Here is a 20,650-nt window from a genome sequence, read left to right as displayed (position 1 = left end):
TATGGATATCGGTACTATTCATGGTATTTGGACCATAGTGCTTTTCGTGTGCTTTATAGGTGTAGTTTGGTGGGCCTACGGTAAAAACCGTAAAGCTCGCTTCGATGAAGCTGCGAACCTTGTTTTTGCCGATGAAGAGCAAGCACCCTCAAAAGAACAAGGAGTGACTAAGCAATGACTACATTTTGGAGTCTTTGGATAATCATCATCACAGTCGGTACACTGGTCGGCTGTGCTGCACTACTGTTTTGGTGCCTTAAAGATAAAATGGGCGTTGAAGAAGGTGCAGATATGGGTCACGAATACGATGGTATTCGTGAGCTAAACAACCCACTGCCAAAGTGGTGGACGTATCTGTTTGTAAGTACTTTCGTATTTGCAGCTGTTTACTTCACACTTTATCCAGGTATGGGTAGTTTCAAAGGCGTACTTGGCTGGCAGAGTTCTGACCAGCTGGTAACAACGCTTGAAGAATCAAAAGCATCTATCGCTAGAGCTCAAGAGAACAAAGAACTTGTGCAATACGCGAAAGAGCTAGACGATGCAGAAACTTACTTCGGTGAAGCTTTCAAACGTCTAGCATATGTTGATGGTTCTTCTGAACTACGCCCTATTCCAGAAATCGCCGCTGATGAAGAAGCAGTTAAAGTAGGTCAACGTTTGTTCCTACAGAACTGTTCTCAGTGTCACGGCTCTGATGCTCGTGGTCAGAGAGGTTTCCCTAACCTAACTGATGACGCGTGGCTATACGGCGGTGAGCCTGAAGCAATCGTAACGACTGTAATGCAAGGTCGTATCGGTCAGATGCCTGCATGGAAAGACGCGCTAGGCGAACAAGGCGTTAAAGAAGTGGTTAGCTACACGCTAAGCCTTTCTGGACGTTCTGTTAACGCACGTGAAGCAGAAGCTGGTAAAGCTCGCTTCGTTGTGTGTGCTGCGTGTCACGGTACTGATGGTAAGGGTAACCCTGCTGTTGGTGCACCAGACCTGACCGATCAGGACTGGTTGTTCGGCGGTTCACGCGCTGACGTAACTGAAACTGTAATGAATGGCCGTTCTGGTGTAATGCCAGCATGGAAGGACATTCTGGGCGAAGATAAAGTCCAACTTGTTTCAGCTTATGTCTGGAGCTTAAGCAACTCAGATAATAAGTAACATTTCAATAACGGCCCCTTTTGAAGGGGCCGTCTTTCCTTTACAGTTAAAGCCCTAATTTATTTAATTTTTTTATTGAGAACTTTTGTATGGAAAAGCCTTGGTATAAGCAGTTTTGGCCCTGGTTTATACTCTCCTTAACGGTCGGAGTGTCTATATTAACTTTGGTTCGAGTCGCAATACTTACCAACCACTCAATTCACTTAGTGACTGAGGATTATTACAAGAAAGGTAAAGGTATTAACGTCGACATCACTAGAGTCAAAGTCACTAAAGAGTTAGGCCTTGACGCTACGGTTCGCTCCGAAGGCGACACTGTGGTGATTCAGTTTGATAAAGGCCAGCTAAAGCATTACCCAGCAATTACCGCTATGTTTGCTCACCGAACCCTTCCTGACCATGATTTCACGAAGCTTGTCACATCAGACGCGAGTGGTCAGTACCGACTTAAGCTTGATAGTGAGCTTCAAGGTCCATGGTTTATAGAGCTAACCCCGCACGACGAGAAGTGGCTAATCCAAGGCCGTGTAGAGTTCCCAACATCGTCAGCAGTACAACTAACCAATTAAGAAGCGTCTATGTGCAAATCCTGTTATCACTGTGGTGAAGATGTACCAGCCAACACGGATTTCAAAGTCGAAATTTTGGGTGAAACACGAGATATGTGTTGCCCAGGCTGTGAGACAGTAGCTCAGACTATCGTCGATAGCGGACTGGTTTCCTACTACCAATATCGAACAGCACCTGCAGAAAAAGCCGATTTGGTGCCTGAACAACTTCAGGCACTGATTCATTATGACAACGAAGAAGTCCAGTCCGAGTTTGTAAGAAACGCCGAAGACAAAGCCGAAGTTACCTTGTCACTAGAAGGCGTTTCTTGTGCCGCTTGTGCATGGTTGATAGAGAAGCAAGTTTCCACTCGCACTGGCGTTCTATCTATTCGAGTCAATACCACGACAAACCGTGCAATTCTGGCATGGGATAAAACCCAAACTAAACTCAGCGAACTGCTCTCTAGCATTCATCAGCTCGGTTACAAAGCTGCACCTTTTGAAGCAGACAAACAAGAAGCCGCTTATCATGAGTCCATGAAGCAATACCTATATCGACTAGGTATTGCTGGCTTGGCAACAATGCAAGTAATGATGCTGGCTGTTGCACTGTATCTTGAAGTATTTGGTGACTTGGAGCCTGAATTTAAAAGCTACTTTCGTTGGGTGAGTTTAATCTTCGCAACGCCAGTTATGCTTTACTCTGCCCTTCCATTCTACCTCAATGCATGGCGTAGTATTCGCAGCCGAACGCTAGGCATGGATGTGCCTGTCTCATTGGCAATGATCTTCGCTTACTTCGCCAGTTTGGTAGCAACAGTCACCGAGCAAGGTGAAGTCTTCTTTGAATCCATCTCCATGTTTGCGTTTTTCCTCCTAGTAGGTCGCTTTCTTGAGATGCGAGCTCGACGCAAAGCTGCCGCAGCAAGCGGTAACTTGCTCAAGCTCATCCCCGCTATTGCGACTAAATTAGATGGCGATCAGGTTCCTGTTAAAACGCTTAAACTCGGTGACCAAATACGCGTTCTTCCGGGCGAGCATGTTCCTGCAGACGGGAAGATCATCAAAGGACGAGTCCATATTGATGAATCCATGTTAACTGGCGAGTCGGTGCCGGTGGTCAAGAATGTCGATGACTACGTATATGCAGGGACATTAAATGGTGAAGAGTCTTTCGAACTAGAAGTGACTTCAACTAAAGCCGACTCGATGATTTCCAACATTGTGCGCTTACAAGACGAAGCGCAGTTGTCGAAGCCAAAAATCGCTCAGATTGCCGATGTTGTCGCCCGTTACTTTGTGGCGATTATTTTAGTAATTGCAGCAGGTACGTGGTTTTTCTGGCATCAGACCAAACCGGATGACGCATTTTGGATCATGCTTTCAGTCTTAGTGGCCACCTGCCCTTGTGCGTTATCTCTAGCAACACCAACAGCATTAACCTGCGCTACCTCTCGAATGGGTAACCTAGGCATTCTTCTCCGTAAAGGGCACGTATTCGAAACACTCTGTAAGATTAACCACCTTATCGTTGATAAGACTGGCACGCTCACGCATGGCGACATCGTAATCAGCGAAGTAAATACCTTCTCTGATACCTCAAAAGAAGAAGCCTTAGCAATTGCGGCCTCACTGGAATCCCACGCAAACCACCCGATCGCGAGAGCTTTCAAGTCATATCAAAGCTTGGAAGTTCAGGTAAATGATGTAGAAAACATTATTGGCTCTGGCATTCAAGGTACTTACCAAGACCAAAGCGTTAAGATCGGCAGTGCAAGCTTCATCTTGGGGGAGCAATCAGAAGCGGAACCTAACTCCGTGTATCTGTCCTTAGATGGTCAACATGTCGCCACCTTCACTTACCAAGACCCAATTCGAGCAGAATCTAAGACGTTCATCGAGCGCTTTAAGCAGGCGGGTATCAAAGTCACTTTGCTCACTGGGGATTCCCAATCTAACGCAGACGTAGTCGCCAAAGAGATAGGTATCGAGACAGTGGTTGCAGGCGCAAAACCTCAAGACAAACTTGAGTATCTGCAAAACGTCGATGACAGCGATGTAACCATGATGATTGGAGATGGAATCAACGACGCCCCTACCCTCGCGGGTTCCCATCTATCTGTCGCGATGGGCGGCGGTGCTGATGTTGCCAAAGCCTCTGCTGATATGGTCCTGCTCGGCGACCAATTGGACCGCATTCTTGAAGCTCGTAAGCTCGCTCTGCAAACACGTAAGATTATCCGCGAAAACCTCGCTTGGTCACTTGGCTACAACATTTTGATCTTGCCATTGGCCGTAGCAGGGTTTGTCGCTCCTTATTTTGCAGTTGTTGGTATGTCTGCAAGCTCAATTATTGTAGTATCTAACTCTCTACGCTTGCTCAAAGAACAAGGTAAATAAGATGGAAAGCCTTTATATTCTTATCCCAATTGCTATCGTTTTAGTTTGTGTCGCCATCGCAATCTTCCTCTGGGCGGTAAAAAGCGATCAGTTTGAGGATTTGGAGCGACAGGGTCACAATATTTTGTTCGACGAAGACGAGAAAAACGAGAGCAAGACCAAATGACGCCAGACTGGTTAGGTGCCTTGCTAATCGGTGTCATCGGCGCAGGTCACTGTATGGGGATGTGTGGAGGTATTGCCTCCATGCTTACTATGGGTCAAATCAATAGCTCGAAGCTAGTCCCTGTCTTCTACAACCTCGGTAGACTAATAAGCTATGCCATCATAGGTGCTATTGTTGGTGGCGCCATCTCTTCCATCGCTGAAGTCAGTACAATGAACAATGCGCTAACATGGCTAAGGTTAGGTGCCGCTGTGTTTATGATTCTATTGGCTTTTTATATTGGTCGATGGTGGCAAGGGCTACTTTATGTTGAGAAGATAGGCCAGAAACTGTGGAAGTTCATCTCGCCAGCAGGTAAATCCTTACTGCCATTAAAATCCCCGCTCCATGCTCTTCCTTTTGGTTTTATCTGGGGTTGGTTACCATGTGGGTTAGTGTATTCCACATTAACTTGGTCTGCGGTATCGGGGAGCGCGTTAAATGGCGCTTTGATCATGTTAGCGTTTGGCGCTGGTACTCTACCTGCTATGCTGCTCATGGGCTTTGGCGCAACCTATTTACACAAGTTGCAACAATCGTCGATATTTCGTAACTTCGGGGCGTTATTGATCTTATCTTACGGGATCTACACGGCTTACGGTGCAGTAACTATATTATCACTAACATGATATACCCCTGTTTTTCTGCGGCTTTTTTAGCTACCCTTTAGTATTAATGAGTGCTAAAATATTGATGTATATCAAATCGTGAAAGGTTGTTATGATTTCTGAAAAGCCTGCAACAAAACGCATCCAATCCGGCGGATGTGCTATTCACTGTCAAGACTGTAGTATCAGCCAACTGTGTATTCCATTTACACTGAATGAGTCTGAGCTTGACCAATTAGATCAGATTATTGAACGTAAAAAGCCAATCCAAAAAGGACAAGAGCTTTTTAAAGCGGGCGATGATCTTAAGTCTTTATACGCGATTCGTTCTGGCACAATCAAAAGCTACACCATCACAGAACAAGGTGACGAGCAAATTACCGCTTTCCACTTAGCTGGTGATTTGGTTGGTTTTGACGCCATTACTGGCGACCTGCACCCAAGTTTTGCGCAAGCACTTGAAACTTCGATGGTGTGCGAAATCCCATACGAAATCTTAGATGACCTTTCAGGTAAAATGCCTAAACTTCGTCAGCAAATCATGCGTTTGATGAGTAACGAAATAAAAGGCGACCAAGAAATGATCCTGCTGCTATCTAAGAAGAATGCAGAAGAGCGCTTGGCGGCATTCCTATACAACCTGTCAACTCGGTTCTCTCAACGCGGCTTCAGCCCTCGTGAGTTCCGTTTAACTATGACGCGTGGTGACATTGGTAACTACTTAGGTCTGACAGTCGAAACCATTTCTCGTTTACTAGGTCGTTTCCAGAAATCAGAAATCCTCAGTGTTAAGGGCAAGTACATCACGATTCTTGATCATGATACCCTTATGGAACTGGCTGGCGTTTCAACAGAATCGTAATAACTTCAATGACGTAGCTCAAAACTGAGCTACGTCATACTTTTTTCACCTTCCTTACTGTTTTTCTAAAAATCTTCATCTAGCTAGGCTACATTAATCATATAACTCTCCCACTCCTAAGGAGTTACTATGAGTATCTATAACAAAATACTAGTTGTTGCTGACATAAATAAAGATGAACAACCCGCTTTAGCCCGTGCCATGCAGCTCGCTGCGAAAAGTCGTTCTCGTAGTCATGTGACTTTCTTCCTATCTATCTACGACTTTTCTTATGACATGACCTCAATGCTGTCTATCGATGAGCGTGACGCAATGCGGCGTGGTGTCATTGGCCAACGTGAGCAATGGATGCAAAACGTGGCTAAGCCCTACATTAACGAAGACATTGATTTAGAAGTAAAAGTCGTGTGGCACAATCGCCCGTATGAAGCCATCGTCGCTGAGACATTCGCAGGTAGCCATGACATTGTGATCAAGGGAACGCGTAAGCACGATGTTCTAGAATCAGTGATTTTCACGCCGACTGATTGGCACTTACTCCGTAAATGCCCTTGTCCGGTGTTATTGGTGAAAAATGCAGATTGGCCCGAAGATGCCAGTATTCTCGCCTCTGTCCACGTAGGCTCTGAAAACGACACCCACTTAGGCTTAAATGACAGCATGGTCGAACAGCTTAAGAGCCTTACCGAGCGCCTAGGTGCCCAACCCTATCTGGTTAACGCCTACCCTGTGACTCCTGCGAATATCACAATTGAACTGCCTGAGTTCGATCCGACAACCTATAGCGATGCAGTACGCGGCCATCACCTAACCGCAATGAAAGCGCTGCGCCAAAAGCATGGTTACGACGAGCAACAAACTATTGTTGAGCAAGGACTACCTGAAGACGTCATTCCTGAATCCGCTGAAAAGCTTAATGCAGCAATGGTTATCGTCGGAACAACAGGTCGCACGGGCTTGTCTGCTGTGTTTATCGGTAATACCGCAGAACACGTCATTGATAAAATCAACTGTGACGTTCTAGCTCTGAAACCTAAAGGCTATATCAGCCCATTAGACCCTAAAACAGCGGTATAACTTAGGACTTCGAATCCCCTCAAGGTAACTTGGGGGGATTTTTTATTGTCTTCTATTATTAGAACTGGCATCTGACTCATTTATCCGTATTATACGCACTTCATTTTGGTTTCATGATTGATTAAGACTGCAAGCGAATGACTGAGCAAACTCAAGAGCTAACAAAAGCTCAACAATACAACTTCAACAAGTTACAAAAGCGTATTCGTCGTAATACAGGCCAAGCGATTCAAGACTTCAACATGATTGAAGAAGGCGATCGCATCATGGTGTGTCTGTCTGGCGGTAAAGACAGCTTTACTATGCTTGATATTCTGATGAGTTTGCAAAAAAGTGCGCCGATTAACTTCTCGCTAATTGCAGTTAATCTAGACCAAAAACAGCCGGGGTTTCCAGGTCATATTCTTCCTGAATACCTAGAATCTTTAGGTGTTGAATACAAAATTGTAGAGGAAGATACTTACTCGATTGTTCAGGACAAGATCCCTGAAGGTAAGACAACTTGTTCTCTATGTTCTCGCCTGCGTCGCGGCATTCTATACCGCACCGCGAATGAACTAGGTGCAACTAAGATTGCTCTAGGTCACCACCGTGACGATATTTTGGAAACACTGTTCCTAAACATGTTCCACGGCGGAAAGATGAAAGGTATGCCACCTAAGCTGGTCTCAGATAACGGTGAACACGTTGTTATTCGTCCACTGGCCTACTGCCGTGAAAAAGATATCATTAAATTCTCTGACATGCGTGGTTACCCTATCATTCCATGTAACCTTTGTGGCTCTCAGCCAAACTTGCAGCGTCAGAATATCAAACAAATGCTAAACGATTGGGATAAGCGCTTCCCAGGCCGCATTGAAAGTATGTTCCGTGCAATGCAAAACGTTGTTCCAAGTCACTTAGCAGACCATGAGCTTTTCGATTTTAAATCGATCGACAAAGACTCAGGTGTTATTAACGGCGGCGATATCGGTTTCGACAAAGAAGAAATGCCAAAACAGCCTATTGTTGACGAAGATATGGTTCAGGAATTTGATCCTAGCTTACAACTTGATGTCACCAACATCTAAACGCATTTAGAATTAAAAAAGGGTCGCAGCAGCGACCCTTTTTGCATAAACACCCAGCGGATTAGTTCGCTTTAGGTAGGTAAGGCAGTACACGGGCTGTTTCTTGAGGCAGTGTCATCGTACCGCCTTCACCGATATCTGATAGTGCGACCTGCACTTTTCCATCAACGATGTCTTTGCTCGAACCGTTAGAGAATTCCACTTTTGAATTCAATTTGTTAGCAAACTCAAGTGTCACCCCTTCTACATCTGGTGTAAACCAGCTTGCAAACATACCACCCAAGTCTTCAAGCATGGCCTGCATTTGCGGCATCAGCTTTTCTACATCAGCGTACGCGATCTCACCGTTAAAGGGTTCTTTCGTCATCACAACCATAGAAAAATCACATCGCTGATCCATTGGCGTTTGAACAAAAACAAGTGGGTTAGCTGATTTAAGGTTGTTGTCCAGTGGAACAATCAATTCATGGTATGGCGAAGATTTCAGCTCTTCATAGTGTTCTTCTTTTTCCATCCATGCTTTCTCAATAACACAGTTTTGCTTTGTATCTGCATTAAGGAAGAAGAAACCGACTTTGACATCTTCATGCCCTTCTTTCACATTCTGCTTCATATGAGTGAAGAGCTTTGAATAGGTAAACATGTATTCTTGAGCAGAGACAGGTAACGCCGCAGCAGAAGTCACCGCTGCAGTTAAAAGGGCTAACGATAATTTTTTCATTGAATGTAATACTTATTTTTTAGTAAGGGTGTCTTCCCAGAACGCCTGATTGTGCCTGATCATTGCTTGTAAGTCCTTGACGTATGCCTCACCTCGCTCAGAGTATTTCAGCAGACCATTGGTCAAAGCAATAGCAGCATCGGTATCCGTCAGGCTTTCACCTCTTAGATGGCGCTGATAGCGAATCTCTCGCAATTCTTCGTAGGCACGATTTCGGTTAACGTTCATAAAGTAGCCCTGTATGGACTGCTGTACAGAGCTGAATTTTGCGACTTCATGTGTCATGCCCTCTCCCCGCTGTAGCGGAACGAGACCACAACCCGAGCTATAGCACCATTGGCCGAAATAATTGTTGGCTTGGGTGGCAAATCGCGATGTCCCCCAAGCAGATTCATTTGCACCCTGCACTAGGACTAGCGCTTCTGGAATAACATCTACACGATGAAACATTTGATCAAGCCATTGCTGGCTAATTCCTTTGGAGTCCAGCTCGACGTTATAAAGTTTTCCTAATCGCTTTGCGTAACTCGTGTCATCATTGGAAAGCTGATCAGATTTGAAGTTAGCTTGTATTTTGTCTAATCGACTTCGCTCATTAAGAATGCGTTGATTTTCCAAAGCAATGCCTGGGCGCAGATAGTCGAAAAACGTTTGTTTCTTTTCCGTCACATTGGTGATAGCTGAAAAGTCAGGCGCTTGACCTACAGAATGACCATCAAACGATATAGATTGCTCTGTAGTTTGGGCCTGCTTTCTACGCTCGCGTTCCTGAGCTTCATTTTTCTCATAGCTATAAAAACTACAGCTGGCGATTAGGCCAGCTGCAGCGATAGCAATGAATTCACTTTTACGCATTGAACACTTGTGAATCGTCGTCATTGTCATCCTCATCTTTCGGTCTGTCTGTTGCGACAACCTTGAGTTTGATACCGAACATATTGCGATAGATGATGCCCTTCACGTGGAAGAAGAACGGTAAAACAAAGATTAACCCCAGACCATAGAACATGGCTCCTGCCACGAACATTAACATAACCAATGAATAGATCCCTGCCAAAACAAAAATCTTTTTATTCACCGCACGTAAAGACAGTAATAAAGATTGCATTGGTGGGATCTGCTTCTCACAAATGAGAAGGATTGAGTTGCTGAATGCAAGAGACAAATACATAGACAGAAACGGCAGGAGCATGCCTGCAATTCCTTGAAGCAATAAGCTAAACAAGGTCGCCAAAATAACAGGAACCGTATATTGAAGCCCTTTGCCAATATGGCGAGGCTTTGTTGATAAGCCAGCGGCATGGCTCATTGCCATTAAGCTAATACCTGCATAGATAGGTGCGCTCACTACTTCATAACTGAAGTTTGCGACAAATATTGCCTGGATGATTCTTGGATCAATACCTTCATGGTTTGTCACAGCATCAAGAATGATTGAAGGGTCACCAAGTTGCAGTTTTAATGCAACATAGAAAATCGCGAGTTGGACGATAAGCAGAATGATAATAGCGGGAGAAAACGACAAGAAGTTTTTGATCGTATGACCCCACGCTTCTCTGAAAACTTCACCTGCTTTTAGTTCGTAGTTACCGGAAAGAGCACGTTCGACACTTCCACCTAAATTGAAATCTTTTTCAATGTCATTATTCATTATTGAATCCGGTGCTTAATGAATCTTTCACTAAGCTAACTTGTTGATTAAGAGTTATGTTGCGATATCCCGACATTATACTGAATCCTTTCCAAGTCCAAAATCGATTCACGCTCATCCGCTTGCTTTATTGCCTACATGGTTGATAATTGACCATTAAATGCGTAAGTAAAGCCAAAAGTTGCCTTAGATTTTCTATGTTTGAGGCATTAAATTTGTCTAAAAACAGTATGGTAAGGAATGTTTACTTTTGCCTGCAAAATTTTTTGTGTTTCAAGGTAAGAAAATGCTTTGATTTCACACTTTTGGTGATTATGATGCGCGCCTCGAAATTGTGTAATTACAGGTCATTTTCTGTTGGCCGGAGTGGGAGAAAAACAGACGTTGAACGCTAAACCAAAAGCAGGACAACCAGTTATCCGTTTAACTGGCATCAGTAAAAGTTTCGATGGTAAAGAAATTATCGGAAATCTTAACCTTGATGTGAACCACGGAGAGTTCCTAACGATTTTAGGTCCATCCGGTTGTGGTAAAACCACGGTATTGAGAATGATTGCTGGTTTTGAGGCCGCTGATAATGGCGACATCATTCTTGATAACCAGAACGTTACTCAAGTCCCTGCTGAACAAAGGCACGTCAACACTGTATTTCAAAGTTACGCCTTGTTTCCTCACATGACAGTGTTTGAAAACGTTGCTTTTGGCTTGCGTATGCAAAAAGTGCCAGCAGCTGACATCGAACCGCGTGTGATGGAAGCGTTGAAAATGGTGCGCCTTGAGAAAATGGCTCAGCGCAAACCACACCAGCTTTCAGGTGGTCAGCAGCAACGTATCGCCATTGCGCGCGCTGTCGTCAATAAACCTAAGGTGCTACTGCTTGATGAATCTCTCTCTGCACTAGATTACAAACTCCGTAAACAGATGCAAATCGAGCTTAAACAGCTTCAGCGCCAGCTTGGCATCACCTTTATCTTCGTGACACACGATCAGGAAGAAGCTTTATCCATGTCAGACCGCATTATTGTTATGCGTGATGGCGTTATAGAACAAGATGGCTCTCCACGTGAGATTTACGAAGAGCCTAAGAACTTGTTCGTTGCCCGCTTCATTGGTGAAATTAACGTATTCGATGCAACCATGATTGAACGCATGGATGACAAACGAATTCGTGCTGAAATCGAAGGTGTGGAGTCGATTGTTTACTACGATAAAGAAGCACTAACCGGTGACAAGCTACAAGTTCTGCTTCGCCCAGAAGATCTTCGCCTAGAAGAAATCAAAGAGTCCGAGCAAAAAGGGATTGTTGGCCACGTCACTGAACGCACTTACAAAGGTATGACGCTGGATTCTGTCATCGAACTGGAATCAGGCATGCGCGTAATGGTCAGTGAGTTCTTTAACGAAGATGACCCTGATGTGGACCATTCATTGGGCCAAAAAGTGGCGATTACTTGGGTTGAAAGCTGGGAGGTCGTTCTCAATGATAAGCAAGAAGCTTAATCTGCAGAACGCCATCATCACACTGGTCGTCGGTTGGCTAGCGCTGTTTGTGCTTGTACCCAACCTAATGATTATTGGTACCAGTTTTCTGACTCGTGATGAAGCGAATCTAATTGAACTGACTTTTACGTTCGACAACTACATTCGCCTGATGGATCCGCTCTATGCTAAGGTGCTTTGGCATTCTTTCTATATGGCAATCATTGCAACTCTATTGTGTTTGGTGATTGGTTATCCTTTTGCTTACATCGTTGCGAAAATGCCTGAGAAATGGCGACCTATCATGCTGTTTTTGGTCATAGTGCCTTTTTGGACCAACTCACTCATCCGAACGTATGGTCTTAAAATTGTGCTTGGAACCCAAGGTGTCTTGAATAAATCACTCATGGCAATGGAAATCATCGATAAGCCTATTCGTCTGATGTATACAGAAACGGCGGTGATGATCGGCCTAGTCTATATCTTACTGCCATTTATGATTTTGCCGCTCTACTCTGCCATCGAAAAGCTCGATAACACTTACATTGAAGCGGCGAAGGACCTTGGAGCAAACAAGTTTCAGACGATCACTAAAGTCATTCTGCCTCTCACCATGCCAGGTATCATCGGCGGATGTTTATTAGTACTTCTTCCTGCTTTAGGCATGTTCTACATTGCTGATCTACTCGGCGGGGCGAAAAACCTGCTTATTGGTAACGTGATTAAAAGTCAGGTTCTCAATGCCCGAGACTGGCCGTTTGGTGCCGCGACGAGTATCGCGCTCACTATTGCGATGGCGATCATGCTCTATGCCTACTATCGAGCAGGTAAGTTATTGAACAAGAAAGTGGAGCTAGACTGATGGGACGTACAGTTAGATTTAGCTTTATGGCGTTGGTGTATGCATTCTTGTACCTGCCAATCATCGTATTGATCGTTAACTCGTTTAATGCCAATAAATTCGGCATGAAATGGGGAGGCTTTACCACTAAGTGGTACGAAACCTTAGTTAACAATGACAGCTTGATGCAAGCCGCTTGGCACTCATTGAATGTCGCTATTTTTTCAGCGACAGCAGCGACTGTAATCGGAAGTCTAACGGCTGTTGCCCTATTCCGCTATACATTTAAAGGAAAAGGCGCAGTCAACGGCATGTTATTCGTTGTTATGATGTCACCAGACATTGTCATGGCGATCTCTCTGCTTGCACTGTTCTTGGTATTGGGTGCACAACTGGGCCTTTTCACCTTGTTGATTGCGCACATCACCTTCTGTTTACCGTTTGTTGTGGTTACGGTTTACAGCCGCTTAAATGGCTTTGATGTGAAAATGCTTGAAGCAGCCAAAGACCTTGGTGCTAGCGAATGGGTTATTCTCAAACAAATCATTCTGCCACTGGCGAAACCTGCAGTGGCCGCAGGTTGGTTGCTGAGTTTTACGCTTTCTCTGGACGATGTAATCATCAGCTCGTTCGTGACTGGGCCAACTTATGAGATATTACCACTCAAGATCTACTCAATGGTTAAAGTGGGAATCTCTCCAGAAGTGAATGCGCTGGCAACTGTCATGCTGATTGTTTCACTAATCTTAGTCGTGATTTCTCAGCTTCTGGCGAGAGAAAAAGTTAAATAGATTTGAATCTTCTTTCATGAAACAGAATGGCTCAATGTCATTCTGTTTTTCTATCGACCGCCGCTTATGCTCACGCGATTACTCAAGAGCATTCGGCAACGTTTGGTTTGGAGCTAACGTCAATGAAAAAATGGGCTACTTTTTTAGCTGGTAGTGCATGCGCGCTTTCACTGTTCTCTGGTTCAGTGCTCGCCGATGAAAACAAAGAGCTGGTATTTATGAACTGGGGGCCATACATCAGTAGCAGCCTTCTGGAACAATTTACTAAGGAAACAGGTATTAAGGTTATCTACTCGACTTATGAGTCAAATGAAACCTTATACGCCAAGCTAAAGACACACAATCAAGGTTACGATTTGGTTGTACCTTCGACGTATTTCGTCGCCAAAATGCGCGATGAAGGTATGCTGCAAAAAATCGATAAATCGAAGCTGAGCAACTTTGATAATCTGGATAAAAACTATCTGGATAAACCTTATGACCCTAACAATGACTACTCTGTCCCTCACGTTGTTGCGATTACTGGTCTAGCGGTTAACGCCGATATGTATGACCCAAATGATTTTCAGAGCTGGGCAGATTTATGGAATCCAGAGCTTGAAGGTCAGGTCATGCTGATGGATGACACACGTGAAGTGTTCCATATTGCACTTCGCAAACTGGGCTATTCGGGCAACTCAACCGATCCGAAGCAAATCGATGAAGCTTACGCTGAGCTGCAAAAATTAATGCCTAACGTACTAGTGTTTAACTCTGATAATCCGGGTGCACCCTATATGTCAGGCGAAGTCGGCGTAGGCATGCTGTGGAATGGCAGTGCGGCGGCAGCTCAAAGTGAAGGTATGAACCTTAAACTGGTATTCCCCAAAGAAGGAGGAATTGGTTGGGTGGATAACTTTGCGATTTCATCCGGTGCAGTAAACGTAGACGCAGCGCATAAGATGATCGATTTCCTTCTAAGGCCTGAAATAGCGGAGCAAATCTCTCGTGACACTGGCTACCTAACCGCCGTTGAAGCGTCGAATGCGAAGTTTAATGATGTTGCCCCGCTCTTTCCATCTCAAGAAGATCTAGATCGTGTTGAGTGGCAAGATGCCGTTGGTGATCTGACTGTGAAATATGAAGATTACTTCATGAAGCTGAAAGCAGGTCAATAAGCATTCATTTTCTTCGAAATAGGCAGCATTAGCTGCCTATTTTCGTTATTGGCTGATATAATTCTTTTCTGTATGGTTTGTCGTTACGATAAACATCTTTACTCACGGCTTTATCTCCAAACATCGTCAGGGCTGACGGTTTACTGATTCAGCAAAAACAAAACGGAAAAAGAATGAAAAGTAAATTCTATGCAAGTGCACTTTGCGCAGCGTCTCTGATCGCTTCACCTGCAATGGCTGCTGATCAAGAACTCTACTTCTACAACTGGTCTGAATACATTCCAAATGAAGTTCTTGAAGACTTTACGAAAGAAACTGGAATCAAGGTTATTTACTCTACCTACGAGTCAAATGAAAGCATGTATGCCAAGCTTAAGACTCAAGGATCGGGTTACGATTTAGTAGTACCGTCTACTTATTTCGTTTCTAAGATGCGTAAAGAAGGCATGCTGCAAGAAATCGACAAGAAAAAACTGTCGCACTTCGCTGATCTTGATACAAACTTCCTGAACAAGCCTTTCGACCCGAACAACAATTATTCTATCCCTTATATCTGGGGTGCGACAGGTATCGGTATCAACTCCGACATGCTGGACAAGTCTTCTGTCACCAAATGGGACGACTTCTGGGACAGCAAATGGGAAGGTCAGTTGATGCTCATGGATGACTCACGTGAAGTTTTCCATATCGCATTAACTAAACTGGGTTACTCACCAAACACAACGAACCCAGACGAGATTAAAGCAGCCTACGAAGAACTGAAGAAGCTAATGCCAAATGTACTGGTGTTCAACTCAGACTTCCCTGCAAACCCGTACTTAGCTGGTGAAGTATCTCTAGGTATGCTTTGGAACGGCTCTGCTTACATGGCTCGTCAGGAAGGCGCATCCATTGACATTATCTGGCCAGAAAAAGGCACTATCTTCTGGATGGATAGCCTAGCGATTCCTGCAGAAGCGAAGAATGTGGATGCAGCTCATAAGATGATCGATTTCCTTCTACGCCCAGAAAATGCAGCGAAAATCGCTCTAGAAATCGGCTATCCAACTCCTGTTGCAACAGCGCATAAGTTGCTACCTGAAGAATTTGCAAACGATCCAAGCATCTTCCCGCCTCAAGAAGTGATGGACAGTGGAACCTGGCAAGACGAAGTTGGTGAAGCAAGTGTGCTATACGACGAGTACTTCCAGAAGTTAAAAGTTGACAACTAAAAACGTAAACTTGTTTTCAGTTATATACTTAATAAAGCGGCTCAAGCCGCTTTATTTGTTTTCTCATGGATCGAGGACGCTATGATTGTAAGGTACAAAAGATTCCTGTCTGGCTTCTGCGTGCTGTCTGGGCTTGCGATACTGGTTACGACAATCAGCTATCAAACAAACCCTGAATCCTATAGTGACCTTCTTTTTGAAGCCAATACTCTATTCGTTCTTCTTTTCATATACTTTGTTTCACGTGAATTATACCGCAACAACACCTTCATAAAATGGGGGTTGATACTCCTAGCCGTCAACCAAGCTTATGATATCTTGACGGAAATTCCCGGTTTAGATCAATGGACAGACAATAACGAATTCACCCATACATTGATTGAAGATGGGGGAATCCAAATTGCCTATCTATTAATTGCTTTCGGTGTGACTCGGTTGTTTCGCCAAATGAGCGAGCATGCGTATACAGATGAGCTGACAGGGCTTTTTAACCGTAAGAAACTGTTCTCGATCGCACGTAAACAGTTTGATTTAATCTACATCGACTTAGATGGCCTCAAGCAAATCAACGATACGCATGGACACGCTAGTGGCGATTTAGCCATCATCCGTTTCGCGCAAGCCGTCAATGCATCGGTAAGCCCTACGGATAAAGCATTTCGCATCGGCGGAGATGAGTTTGTAATTGTGGTTGGCCCGGGAGAAGGTGAAGCCTTCATCGATAGAATCAAAAAAGACTTGGTCGAAGAACAAATCTTATTCAGCTACGGCATTGAGGCCTCTACACCTGAAACCTTAAAAGAGAACCTGATAAAAACGGATAAAGCTATGTATGAAATGAAAAACTCTCAGCGCAAAGGCGCCGAGAGTGACTGAATTAAGCGTGTTTAACGTTTGGCTCTTGCAACGCTAAGATTTCTTCGACCAGCTTAGGTACCTCGATACTTGCTTTACCATAGCGTTTTTCTTCAAACTCACTCTCAACCGCACTAGGTTCAAGATTGATTTCAAGCGTATGCGCTCCATGCATTTTGGCATCATGTACAAACCCTGCGGCTGGATATACCACCCCAGACGTACCAATCGAGATAAACAAATCGGCTTTTTCTAATGATTCGTAGATATCGCCCATTCGCAGAGGCATCTCTCCGAACCAGACAACGTGTGGTCGCATCTGAGAAGGAATTTGACAACAGTGACAAAGGTCTCCTGTCTTAACTTCACCCTTCTCTTCAACAACCTGATTAGATTCACTGCATCGTGCTTTCAGTAGCTCTCCATGCATATGAATCACATTAACACTTCCACCGCGCTCATGAAGGTTATCAATATTTTGCGTGATGATGGTTACTGTACCCTCGAGTTCTTTCTCAAGGCGCCCCAAAGCTAAATGGGCGGCATTGGGTTCTATACCCTCTTCCTGAAGCTTTAAACGACGCTGATTGTAGAAGTCCTGCACGAGGTCTGGATTGCGCTCAAAACCCTCGGGCGTTGCCACATCTTCAATGCGATGATCTTCCCATAAACCATCCTGAGCTCTAAAAGTCTGAATCCCTGACTCAGCCGAAATACCTGCCCCAGTAAGTACTACAATATTGTTATAAGGAAACTTCATATCAAATCCCTTTAATTATGTTTGATATAAGCTTACCACCTGAGAATTATCAGCAATAGTCGTTCAGATTAGACCATAGTTGTATTTGAGGGCTGACTTTTTGAAAAGTGTGAGGAAGTATAGATGAAATGGTTCACGTTATCGCTAGTCATATTATTCATGACCGGGTGTCAGGCAACATCTTCAGTTGATAATCAGAATTCTGATTATCCTCAGACTAACATGAAAAAAGGTTGTTCTGCCTAAGGTTATAAATGAAAGAGAGCGGCATATACCGCTCTATACGTGCTTAGAAATCAATCCTCATTGCTAGAAGAGATCTTATGGATAGCTAAATCTGCACCGTTAAACTCATCTTCTTCTGATAAGCGTAGCCCTGATATTTTATGGATGACCCCATAGACGATTAGCGCACCGACAAGAGCAACTGTAATGCCAGCTAAAGTACCAAGCACCTGTACACTGACACTCACTCCTCCCAGACCGCCTAGTGCGCTTTGGCCAAATATCCCTGCGGCAATGCCGCCCCACGCGCCACATACGCCATGTAAAGGCCAAACACCCAGCACATCATCAATCTTGGTTTTGTTTTGCAAGTACGTAAACAGGTAAACAAACAAGGCACCCGCAATACCACCTGTAATTAGAGCACCAATAGGATGCATCAGGTCTGAGCCAGCACATACAGCAACCAAACCAGCAAGTGGGCCATTGTGAATGAAGCCGGGGTCATTTTTACCCGCAATCAAAGACACAACAATGCCTCCTACCATCGCCATTAGAGAGTTCATTGCAACAAGGCCGCTGATTCCATTAAGTGTTTGTGCTGACATGACGTTAAACCCAAACCAGCCCACACACAAAATCCAAGCGCCAAGCGCGAGAAATGGAATATTGGAAGGAGCAAAGTTAGTGTGCTTTCCAGCGCGAATTCTGCCTTTCCTCATACCAAGGAACACTACCGCAACTAATGCGATCCAGCCCCCTACACCATGGACAACAACGGACCCTGCAAAATCGTGGAATCCGTAACCAAAGTGGTCTTCAAACCAGGATTGCAGACCAAAGTTTCCGTTCCATATCATGCCTTCAAATACAGGATATACGAGCCCAACGGTGAAAAAGGTCGCAACAAGTACCGGGTAAAAACGAGCTCTCTCTGCAATTCCCCCTGATACAATCGCTGGTATTGCGGCAGCAAACGTCAGTAAAAAAAAGAATTTGACCAATTCATAACCGTTACCTTGAGACAAAGTTTGGGCATCAGCAAAAAAGTTAGCACCATACGCAACCCAATAGCCGATAAAGAAATAAGCAATTGCAGAAATACCAAAGTCAGCGAGTATTTTAACCAGTGCGTTAACCTGATTTTTGTGTCGCACCGTTCCAACTTCAAGGAAGGCAAACCCAGCGTGCATTAAAAATACCATAATGGCGCCGAGTAGAAGGAAAAGAGTATCGGAACTCTGGGTCAAGGTTTGAACCGCTCCGTGAACCTGACTGGCAGTTACGCTCATTGTAAATTGTCTCCATCAATTCGCTACGCACTTATCCTGTGCACTAGCACAATAAAATCACCAAAGTGGTGACATCAATTTGAAAAGCGAATGTGGAGCAACGACCGTGCCAGCAAATCAATGGGAAATCGAGAGCACCTATCTAGTTGATAAGTATAAATTTAATAATTACAGCACGCCCATAGTAAATGATAGATTTAAAATTAATCGCACTAAGATGGTGACAGAGCACCATGCTGTAGCGCGTTAACTTGGTGCAAAAAAAGCCCTGAGATAACAGGGCTATATACATTTAAAGGTTTGGTCCTTTGTTGAATGAAAACGGCTGATTCGCCTGTAGTTTGCTAATCCCTTGATACATACGTACAAACCAAACAATAATCGCTATTGCCCCAAAGAGCATACCTACGTAGGGAATATAATAAGCGATATCATCAATAATATGGTTCTGGTACCAGTAATCATTCACGCCTTTCAAAACCCCATTAGACGTTGCGACAGTGATGATAAGAACAACGAAATAGATCAGATTGAGAAAGAACGTACGAATCAAACCATAATAGTGTGAATCAATCACTTCTCCGTCCTGACCTTTATCCAGCCTGTAACCCGCATAAACGATCGCTACAACACCTGAAATCAAACAAGTAAATGGCGTAAAAATACTTAGGATGTACGCAATCCAAATTCCTTTATGAGGTTTGTTCATTGGTTTGCACTCCTTTTACGCTGTCATGTTCCGAAGCTTCTTGGTGCTCTTTCGCCTTCATTTCCTCGTACCACAGGTCATGATGTTCTTTTGCCCAAGTTTCATCGACTTCGCCCGTCACCATGCCTTCCAGTGCGCCTTCCATTCCAAACAAACCAATGTATATATGGAAAATAAAGCCACAAATCAGGATCAGAGCAGCCACCATATGGACGAGATTCGACATCTCCATATCACGCCGCGTTTGCCCGAAGATCGGGAAGTCCAGAACTAAGCCACTCAGCGCAACCGCGGTTCCAACTACGATAAGTAGCCAGAACAAAGCCTTTTCACCTGCATTGGAAAACTCAGCAGAAGGATGAGAGCCCTTGTGCTTCCCGACCATGCCGCCTAACTTCATAAACCAAACAAGGTCGACTTTCTTGAAGATCGACTTGCGCCACCATTTCACTAGTACGCAAATCAGCAGCACATAGAAGATTGGCCCAATGTAGTTGTGGTATTGCTTGGCCAACATAATGATGAAACCCCACAACTCTGATGGAATGTACGGCTTAAGGAAGTGTTTACCGTAAACCAACATCAATCCACTAAAGGCTAATGTTAAGAACGTAAACGCCATACTCCAGTGCAATGCTCGATCAAATCGAGACCAACGCTTGATTTTTTTACCTGTTCTTGGCGCACTGAGCATCAGCGGGCCAATCACGATGTACATCAATGTCACGAACGCAATACTGCCAAAGATGGCGACTGCGCCTGCCGGAGACATCCACTTTTCTTTGAGAATGTACCAAGTCTGGCCGGGAGCACTGATCAGCACCCCATGCTCTGGGAATTGAGAAGTAGTGTAGCCCTCTTCTCCCTGACGAACCTGACGCCAGAAATCCGCGCCAGCCAATTGAGACATTTCTCGTTGTGCAACATCAGCTTCTTTTTGCTCTGCCTGAGCAGGCAATGAAAAAGCAAACATTAATGCTGCCATGATCGACAGCATTAAAAGAGATGCACGTTTAAACATTGAAAACAT

General features: G+C 44.4%; 22 protein-coding genes. 15 read left to right on the top strand and 7 right to left on the bottom strand.

Translation table 11 applies throughout. From position 1 onward, the window contains the following. The first annotated feature begins 1 nt into the window (after position 1). From IX95_RS09895 to ttcA, 9 genes are all read left to right on the top strand, one after another. On the top strand, positions 2-178 hold the full coding sequence (locus IX95_RS09895; RefSeq protein ID WP_006962260.1) for a CcoQ/FixQ family Cbb3-type cytochrome c oxidase assembly chaperone: 177 nt from the start codon (positions 2-4) through the stop codon (positions 176-178). After that, the gene (ccoP, locus tag IX95_RS09890; protein WP_006962261.1) at positions 175-1,155 is read left to right on the top strand and encodes a cytochrome-c oxidase, cbb3-type subunit III; all 981 of its coding nucleotides are present in this window, start codon (positions 175-177) and stop codon (positions 1,153-1,155) included. Before IX95_RS09895 ends, ccoP begins: the two co-directional genes overlap by 4 nt. An 89-nt stretch (positions 1,156-1,244) precedes the next feature. Beyond that, a complete protein-coding gene (locus tag IX95_RS09885; protein ID WP_006962262.1) occupies positions 1,245-1,724 on the top strand; it encodes a FixH family protein in 480 nt (159 codons plus the stop codon). Positions 1,725-1,733: 9 nt separating this feature from the next. Beyond that, positions 1,734-4,106, top strand: coding sequence for a heavy metal translocating P-type ATPase (locus IX95_RS09880; RefSeq protein ID WP_038159301.1), 2,373 nt, complete (start codon positions 1,734-1,736; stop codon positions 4,104-4,106). Position 4,107: 1 nt separating this feature from the next. Next, on the top strand, positions 4,108-4,272 hold the full coding sequence (ccoS, locus tag IX95_RS09875) for a cbb3-type cytochrome oxidase assembly protein CcoS (RefSeq protein WP_006962265.1): 165 nt from the start codon (positions 4,108-4,110) through the stop codon (positions 4,270-4,272). Further along, complete coding sequence (locus IX95_RS09870; protein WP_038159297.1) at positions 4,269-4,940, top strand: sulfite exporter TauE/SafE family protein; 672 nt, start codon at positions 4,269-4,271, stop codon at positions 4,938-4,940. Before ccoS ends, IX95_RS09870 begins: the two co-directional genes overlap by 4 nt. A gap of 91 nt (positions 4,941-5,031) precedes the next feature. Continuing rightward, positions 5,032-5,781 carry an FNR family transcription factor gene (locus IX95_RS09865; RefSeq protein ID WP_006962268.1) on the top strand — a complete coding sequence of 250 codons (750 nt, stop codon included), beginning with the start codon at positions 5,032-5,034 and terminating at the stop codon, positions 5,779-5,781. Between the two features lie 129 nt (positions 5,782-5,910). Beyond that, positions 5,911-6,858 (top strand): universal stress protein UspE, encoded by a 948-nt coding sequence (uspE, locus tag IX95_RS09860; protein WP_038159293.1) that lies wholly within the window; start codon positions 5,911-5,913, stop codon positions 6,856-6,858. Between the two features lie 137 nt (positions 6,859-6,995). After that, positions 6,996-7,928, top strand: a complete 933-nt coding sequence (ttcA, locus tag IX95_RS09855; RefSeq protein WP_006962272.1) for a tRNA 2-thiocytidine(32) synthetase TtcA — start codon at positions 6,996-6,998, stop codon at positions 7,926-7,928. A 61-nt stretch (positions 7,929-7,989) separates the two neighbouring features. Here the strand turns inward: ttcA and IX95_RS09850 are convergent, their stop codons facing one another. The 3 genes from IX95_RS09850 to IX95_RS09840 are packed head-to-tail and all read right to left on the bottom strand — an operon-like array spanning position 7,990 to position 10,300. Then, positions 7,990-8,649, bottom strand: a complete 660-nt coding sequence (locus tag IX95_RS09850; protein WP_038159290.1) for a DUF2987 domain-containing protein — start codon at positions 8,647-8,649, stop codon at positions 7,990-7,992. A gap of 12 nt (positions 8,650-8,661) precedes the next feature. Next, a complete protein-coding gene (locus tag IX95_RS09845; RefSeq protein WP_038159287.1) occupies positions 8,662-9,504 on the bottom strand; it encodes a glucosaminidase domain-containing protein in 843 nt (280 codons plus the stop codon). After that, entirely contained in the window at positions 9,497-10,300 is an 804-nt protein-coding gene (locus tag IX95_RS09840) for a hypothetical protein (RefSeq protein WP_038159284.1), read from the bottom strand. Before IX95_RS09840 ends, IX95_RS09845 begins: the two co-directional genes overlap by 8 nt. Positions 10,301-10,666: 366 nt before the next feature. On the opposite strand from IX95_RS09840, the gene potA reads away from it, so the two are divergent. The 6 genes from potA (at position 10,667) to IX95_RS09810 (ending at position 16,655) form a co-directional block, all read left to right on the top strand. Continuing rightward, a complete protein-coding gene (potA, locus tag IX95_RS09835; protein WP_080749075.1) occupies positions 10,667-11,800 on the top strand; it encodes a spermidine/putrescine ABC transporter ATP-binding protein PotA in 1,134 nt (377 codons plus the stop codon). Further along, positions 11,781-12,641, top strand: a complete 861-nt coding sequence (gene potB / locus IX95_RS09830) for a spermidine/putrescine ABC transporter permease PotB (RefSeq protein ID WP_006962283.1) — start codon at positions 11,781-11,783, stop codon at positions 12,639-12,641. Before potA ends, potB begins: the two co-directional genes overlap by 20 nt. Continuing rightward, a complete protein-coding gene (potC, locus tag IX95_RS09825) occupies positions 12,641-13,411 on the top strand; it encodes a spermidine/putrescine ABC transporter permease PotC (protein ID WP_038159279.1) in 771 nt (256 codons plus the stop codon). Before potB ends, potC begins: the two co-directional genes overlap by 1 nt. Positions 13,412-13,533: 122 nt before the next feature. Next, positions 13,534-14,568, top strand: a complete 1,035-nt coding sequence (locus tag IX95_RS09820; protein ID WP_038159388.1) for an extracellular solute-binding protein — start codon at positions 13,534-13,536, stop codon at positions 14,566-14,568. A 173-nt stretch (positions 14,569-14,741) separates the two neighbouring features. Next, positions 14,742-15,779, top strand: coding sequence for an extracellular solute-binding protein (locus tag IX95_RS09815; RefSeq protein WP_006962287.1), 1,038 nt, complete (start codon positions 14,742-14,744; stop codon positions 15,777-15,779). An 81-nt stretch (positions 15,780-15,860) separates the two neighbouring features. Then, complete coding sequence (locus IX95_RS09810) at positions 15,861-16,655, top strand: GGDEF domain-containing protein (protein ID WP_038159276.1); 795 nt, start codon at positions 15,861-15,863, stop codon at positions 16,653-16,655. A gap of 1 nt (position 16,656) precedes the next feature. On the opposite strand, the gene cobB is transcribed toward IX95_RS09810, so the two are convergent. The 4 genes from cobB to IX95_RS09790 form a co-directional block, all read right to left on the bottom strand. Then, the gene (gene cobB, locus IX95_RS09805; RefSeq protein ID WP_038159275.1) at positions 16,657-17,394 is read right to left on the bottom strand and encodes a Sir2 family NAD+-dependent deacetylase; all 738 of its coding nucleotides are present in this window, start codon (positions 17,392-17,394) and stop codon (positions 16,657-16,659) included. Positions 17,395-17,690: 296 nt separating this feature from the next. Continuing rightward, positions 17,691-18,911 (bottom strand): ammonium transporter, encoded by a 1,221-nt coding sequence (locus IX95_RS09800; protein ID WP_038159272.1) that lies wholly within the window; start codon positions 18,909-18,911, stop codon positions 17,691-17,693. A 292-nt stretch (positions 18,912-19,203) separates the two neighbouring features. Further along, positions 19,204-19,620 (bottom strand): membrane protein, encoded by a 417-nt coding sequence (locus tag IX95_RS09795; RefSeq protein ID WP_038159270.1) that lies wholly within the window; start codon positions 19,618-19,620, stop codon positions 19,204-19,206. Beyond that, entirely contained in the window at positions 19,604-20,593 is a 990-nt protein-coding gene (locus tag IX95_RS09790) for a formate dehydrogenase subunit gamma (RefSeq protein WP_436411207.1), read from the bottom strand. The genes IX95_RS09795 and IX95_RS09790 overlap by 17 nt, the downstream gene beginning before the upstream one ends. Positions 20,594-20,650 lie beyond the last annotated feature (57 nt).

Origin of the sequence: Vibrio sp. B183, assembly GCF_000740665.1 — a bacterium.
Classification (GTDB): domain Bacteria; phylum Pseudomonadota; class Gammaproteobacteria; order Enterobacterales; family Vibrionaceae; genus Vibrio; species Vibrio coralliilyticus.
This window is presented reverse-complemented; position numbering and strand designations above follow the sequence as displayed.

Coding starts and splice junctions, on each gene's coding strand:
- IX95_RS09885 (WP_006962262.1), top strand. CDS start 1,245: ATGGAAAAGCCTTGGTATAAGCAGTTTTGGCCCTGGTTTATACTCTCC.
- IX95_RS09845 (WP_038159287.1), bottom strand. CDS start 9,504: ATGCGTAAAAGTGAATTCATTGCTATCGCTGCAGCTGGCCTAATCGCC.
- IX95_RS09800 (WP_038159272.1), bottom strand. CDS start 18,911: ATGAGCGTAACTGCCAGTCAGGTTCACGGAGCGGTTCAAACCTTGACC.
- IX95_RS09880 (WP_038159301.1), top strand. CDS start 1,734: ATGTGCAAATCCTGTTATCACTGTGGTGAAGATGTACCAGCCAACACG.
- IX95_RS09840 (WP_038159284.1), bottom strand. CDS start 10,300: ATGAATAATGACATTGAAAAAGATTTCAATTTAGGTGGAAGTGTCGAA.
- potB (WP_006962283.1), top strand. CDS start 11,781: ATGATAAGCAAGAAGCTTAATCTGCAGAACGCCATCATCACACTGGTC.
- potC (WP_038159279.1), top strand. CDS start 12,641: ATGGGACGTACAGTTAGATTTAGCTTTATGGCGTTGGTGTATGCATTC.
- IX95_RS09810 (WP_038159276.1), top strand. CDS start 15,861: ATGATTGTAAGGTACAAAAGATTCCTGTCTGGCTTCTGCGTGCTGTCT.
- IX95_RS09850 (WP_038159290.1), bottom strand. CDS start 8,649: ATGAAAAAATTATCGTTAGCCCTTTTAACTGCAGCGGTGACTTCTGCT.
- ccoP (WP_006962261.1), top strand. CDS start 175: ATGACTACATTTTGGAGTCTTTGGATAATCATCATCACAGTCGGTACA.
- IX95_RS09895 (WP_006962260.1), top strand. CDS start 2: ATGGATATCGGTACTATTCATGGTATTTGGACCATAGTGCTTTTCGTG.
- IX95_RS09870 (WP_038159297.1), top strand. CDS start 4,269: ATGACGCCAGACTGGTTAGGTGCCTTGCTAATCGGTGTCATCGGCGCA.
- ccoS (WP_006962265.1), top strand. CDS start 4,108: ATGGAAAGCCTTTATATTCTTATCCCAATTGCTATCGTTTTAGTTTGT.
- IX95_RS09820 (WP_038159388.1), top strand. CDS start 13,534: ATGAAAAAATGGGCTACTTTTTTAGCTGGTAGTGCATGCGCGCTTTCA.
- IX95_RS09815 (WP_006962287.1), top strand. CDS start 14,742: ATGAAAAGTAAATTCTATGCAAGTGCACTTTGCGCAGCGTCTCTGATC.
- IX95_RS09795 (WP_038159270.1), bottom strand. CDS start 19,620: ATGAACAAACCTCATAAAGGAATTTGGATTGCGTACATCCTAAGTATT.
- IX95_RS09790 (WP_436411207.1), bottom strand. CDS start 20,593: ATGTTTGCTTTTTCATTGCCTGCTCAGGCAGAGCAAAAAGAAGCTGAT.
- IX95_RS09865 (WP_006962268.1), top strand. CDS start 5,032: ATGATTTCTGAAAAGCCTGCAACAAAACGCATCCAATCCGGCGGATGT.
- uspE (WP_038159293.1), top strand. CDS start 5,911: ATGAGTATCTATAACAAAATACTAGTTGTTGCTGACATAAATAAAGAT.
- ttcA (WP_006962272.1), top strand. CDS start 6,996: ATGACTGAGCAAACTCAAGAGCTAACAAAAGCTCAACAATACAACTTC.
- cobB (WP_038159275.1), bottom strand. CDS start 17,394: ATGAAGTTTCCTTATAACAATATTGTAGTACTTACTGGGGCAGGTATT.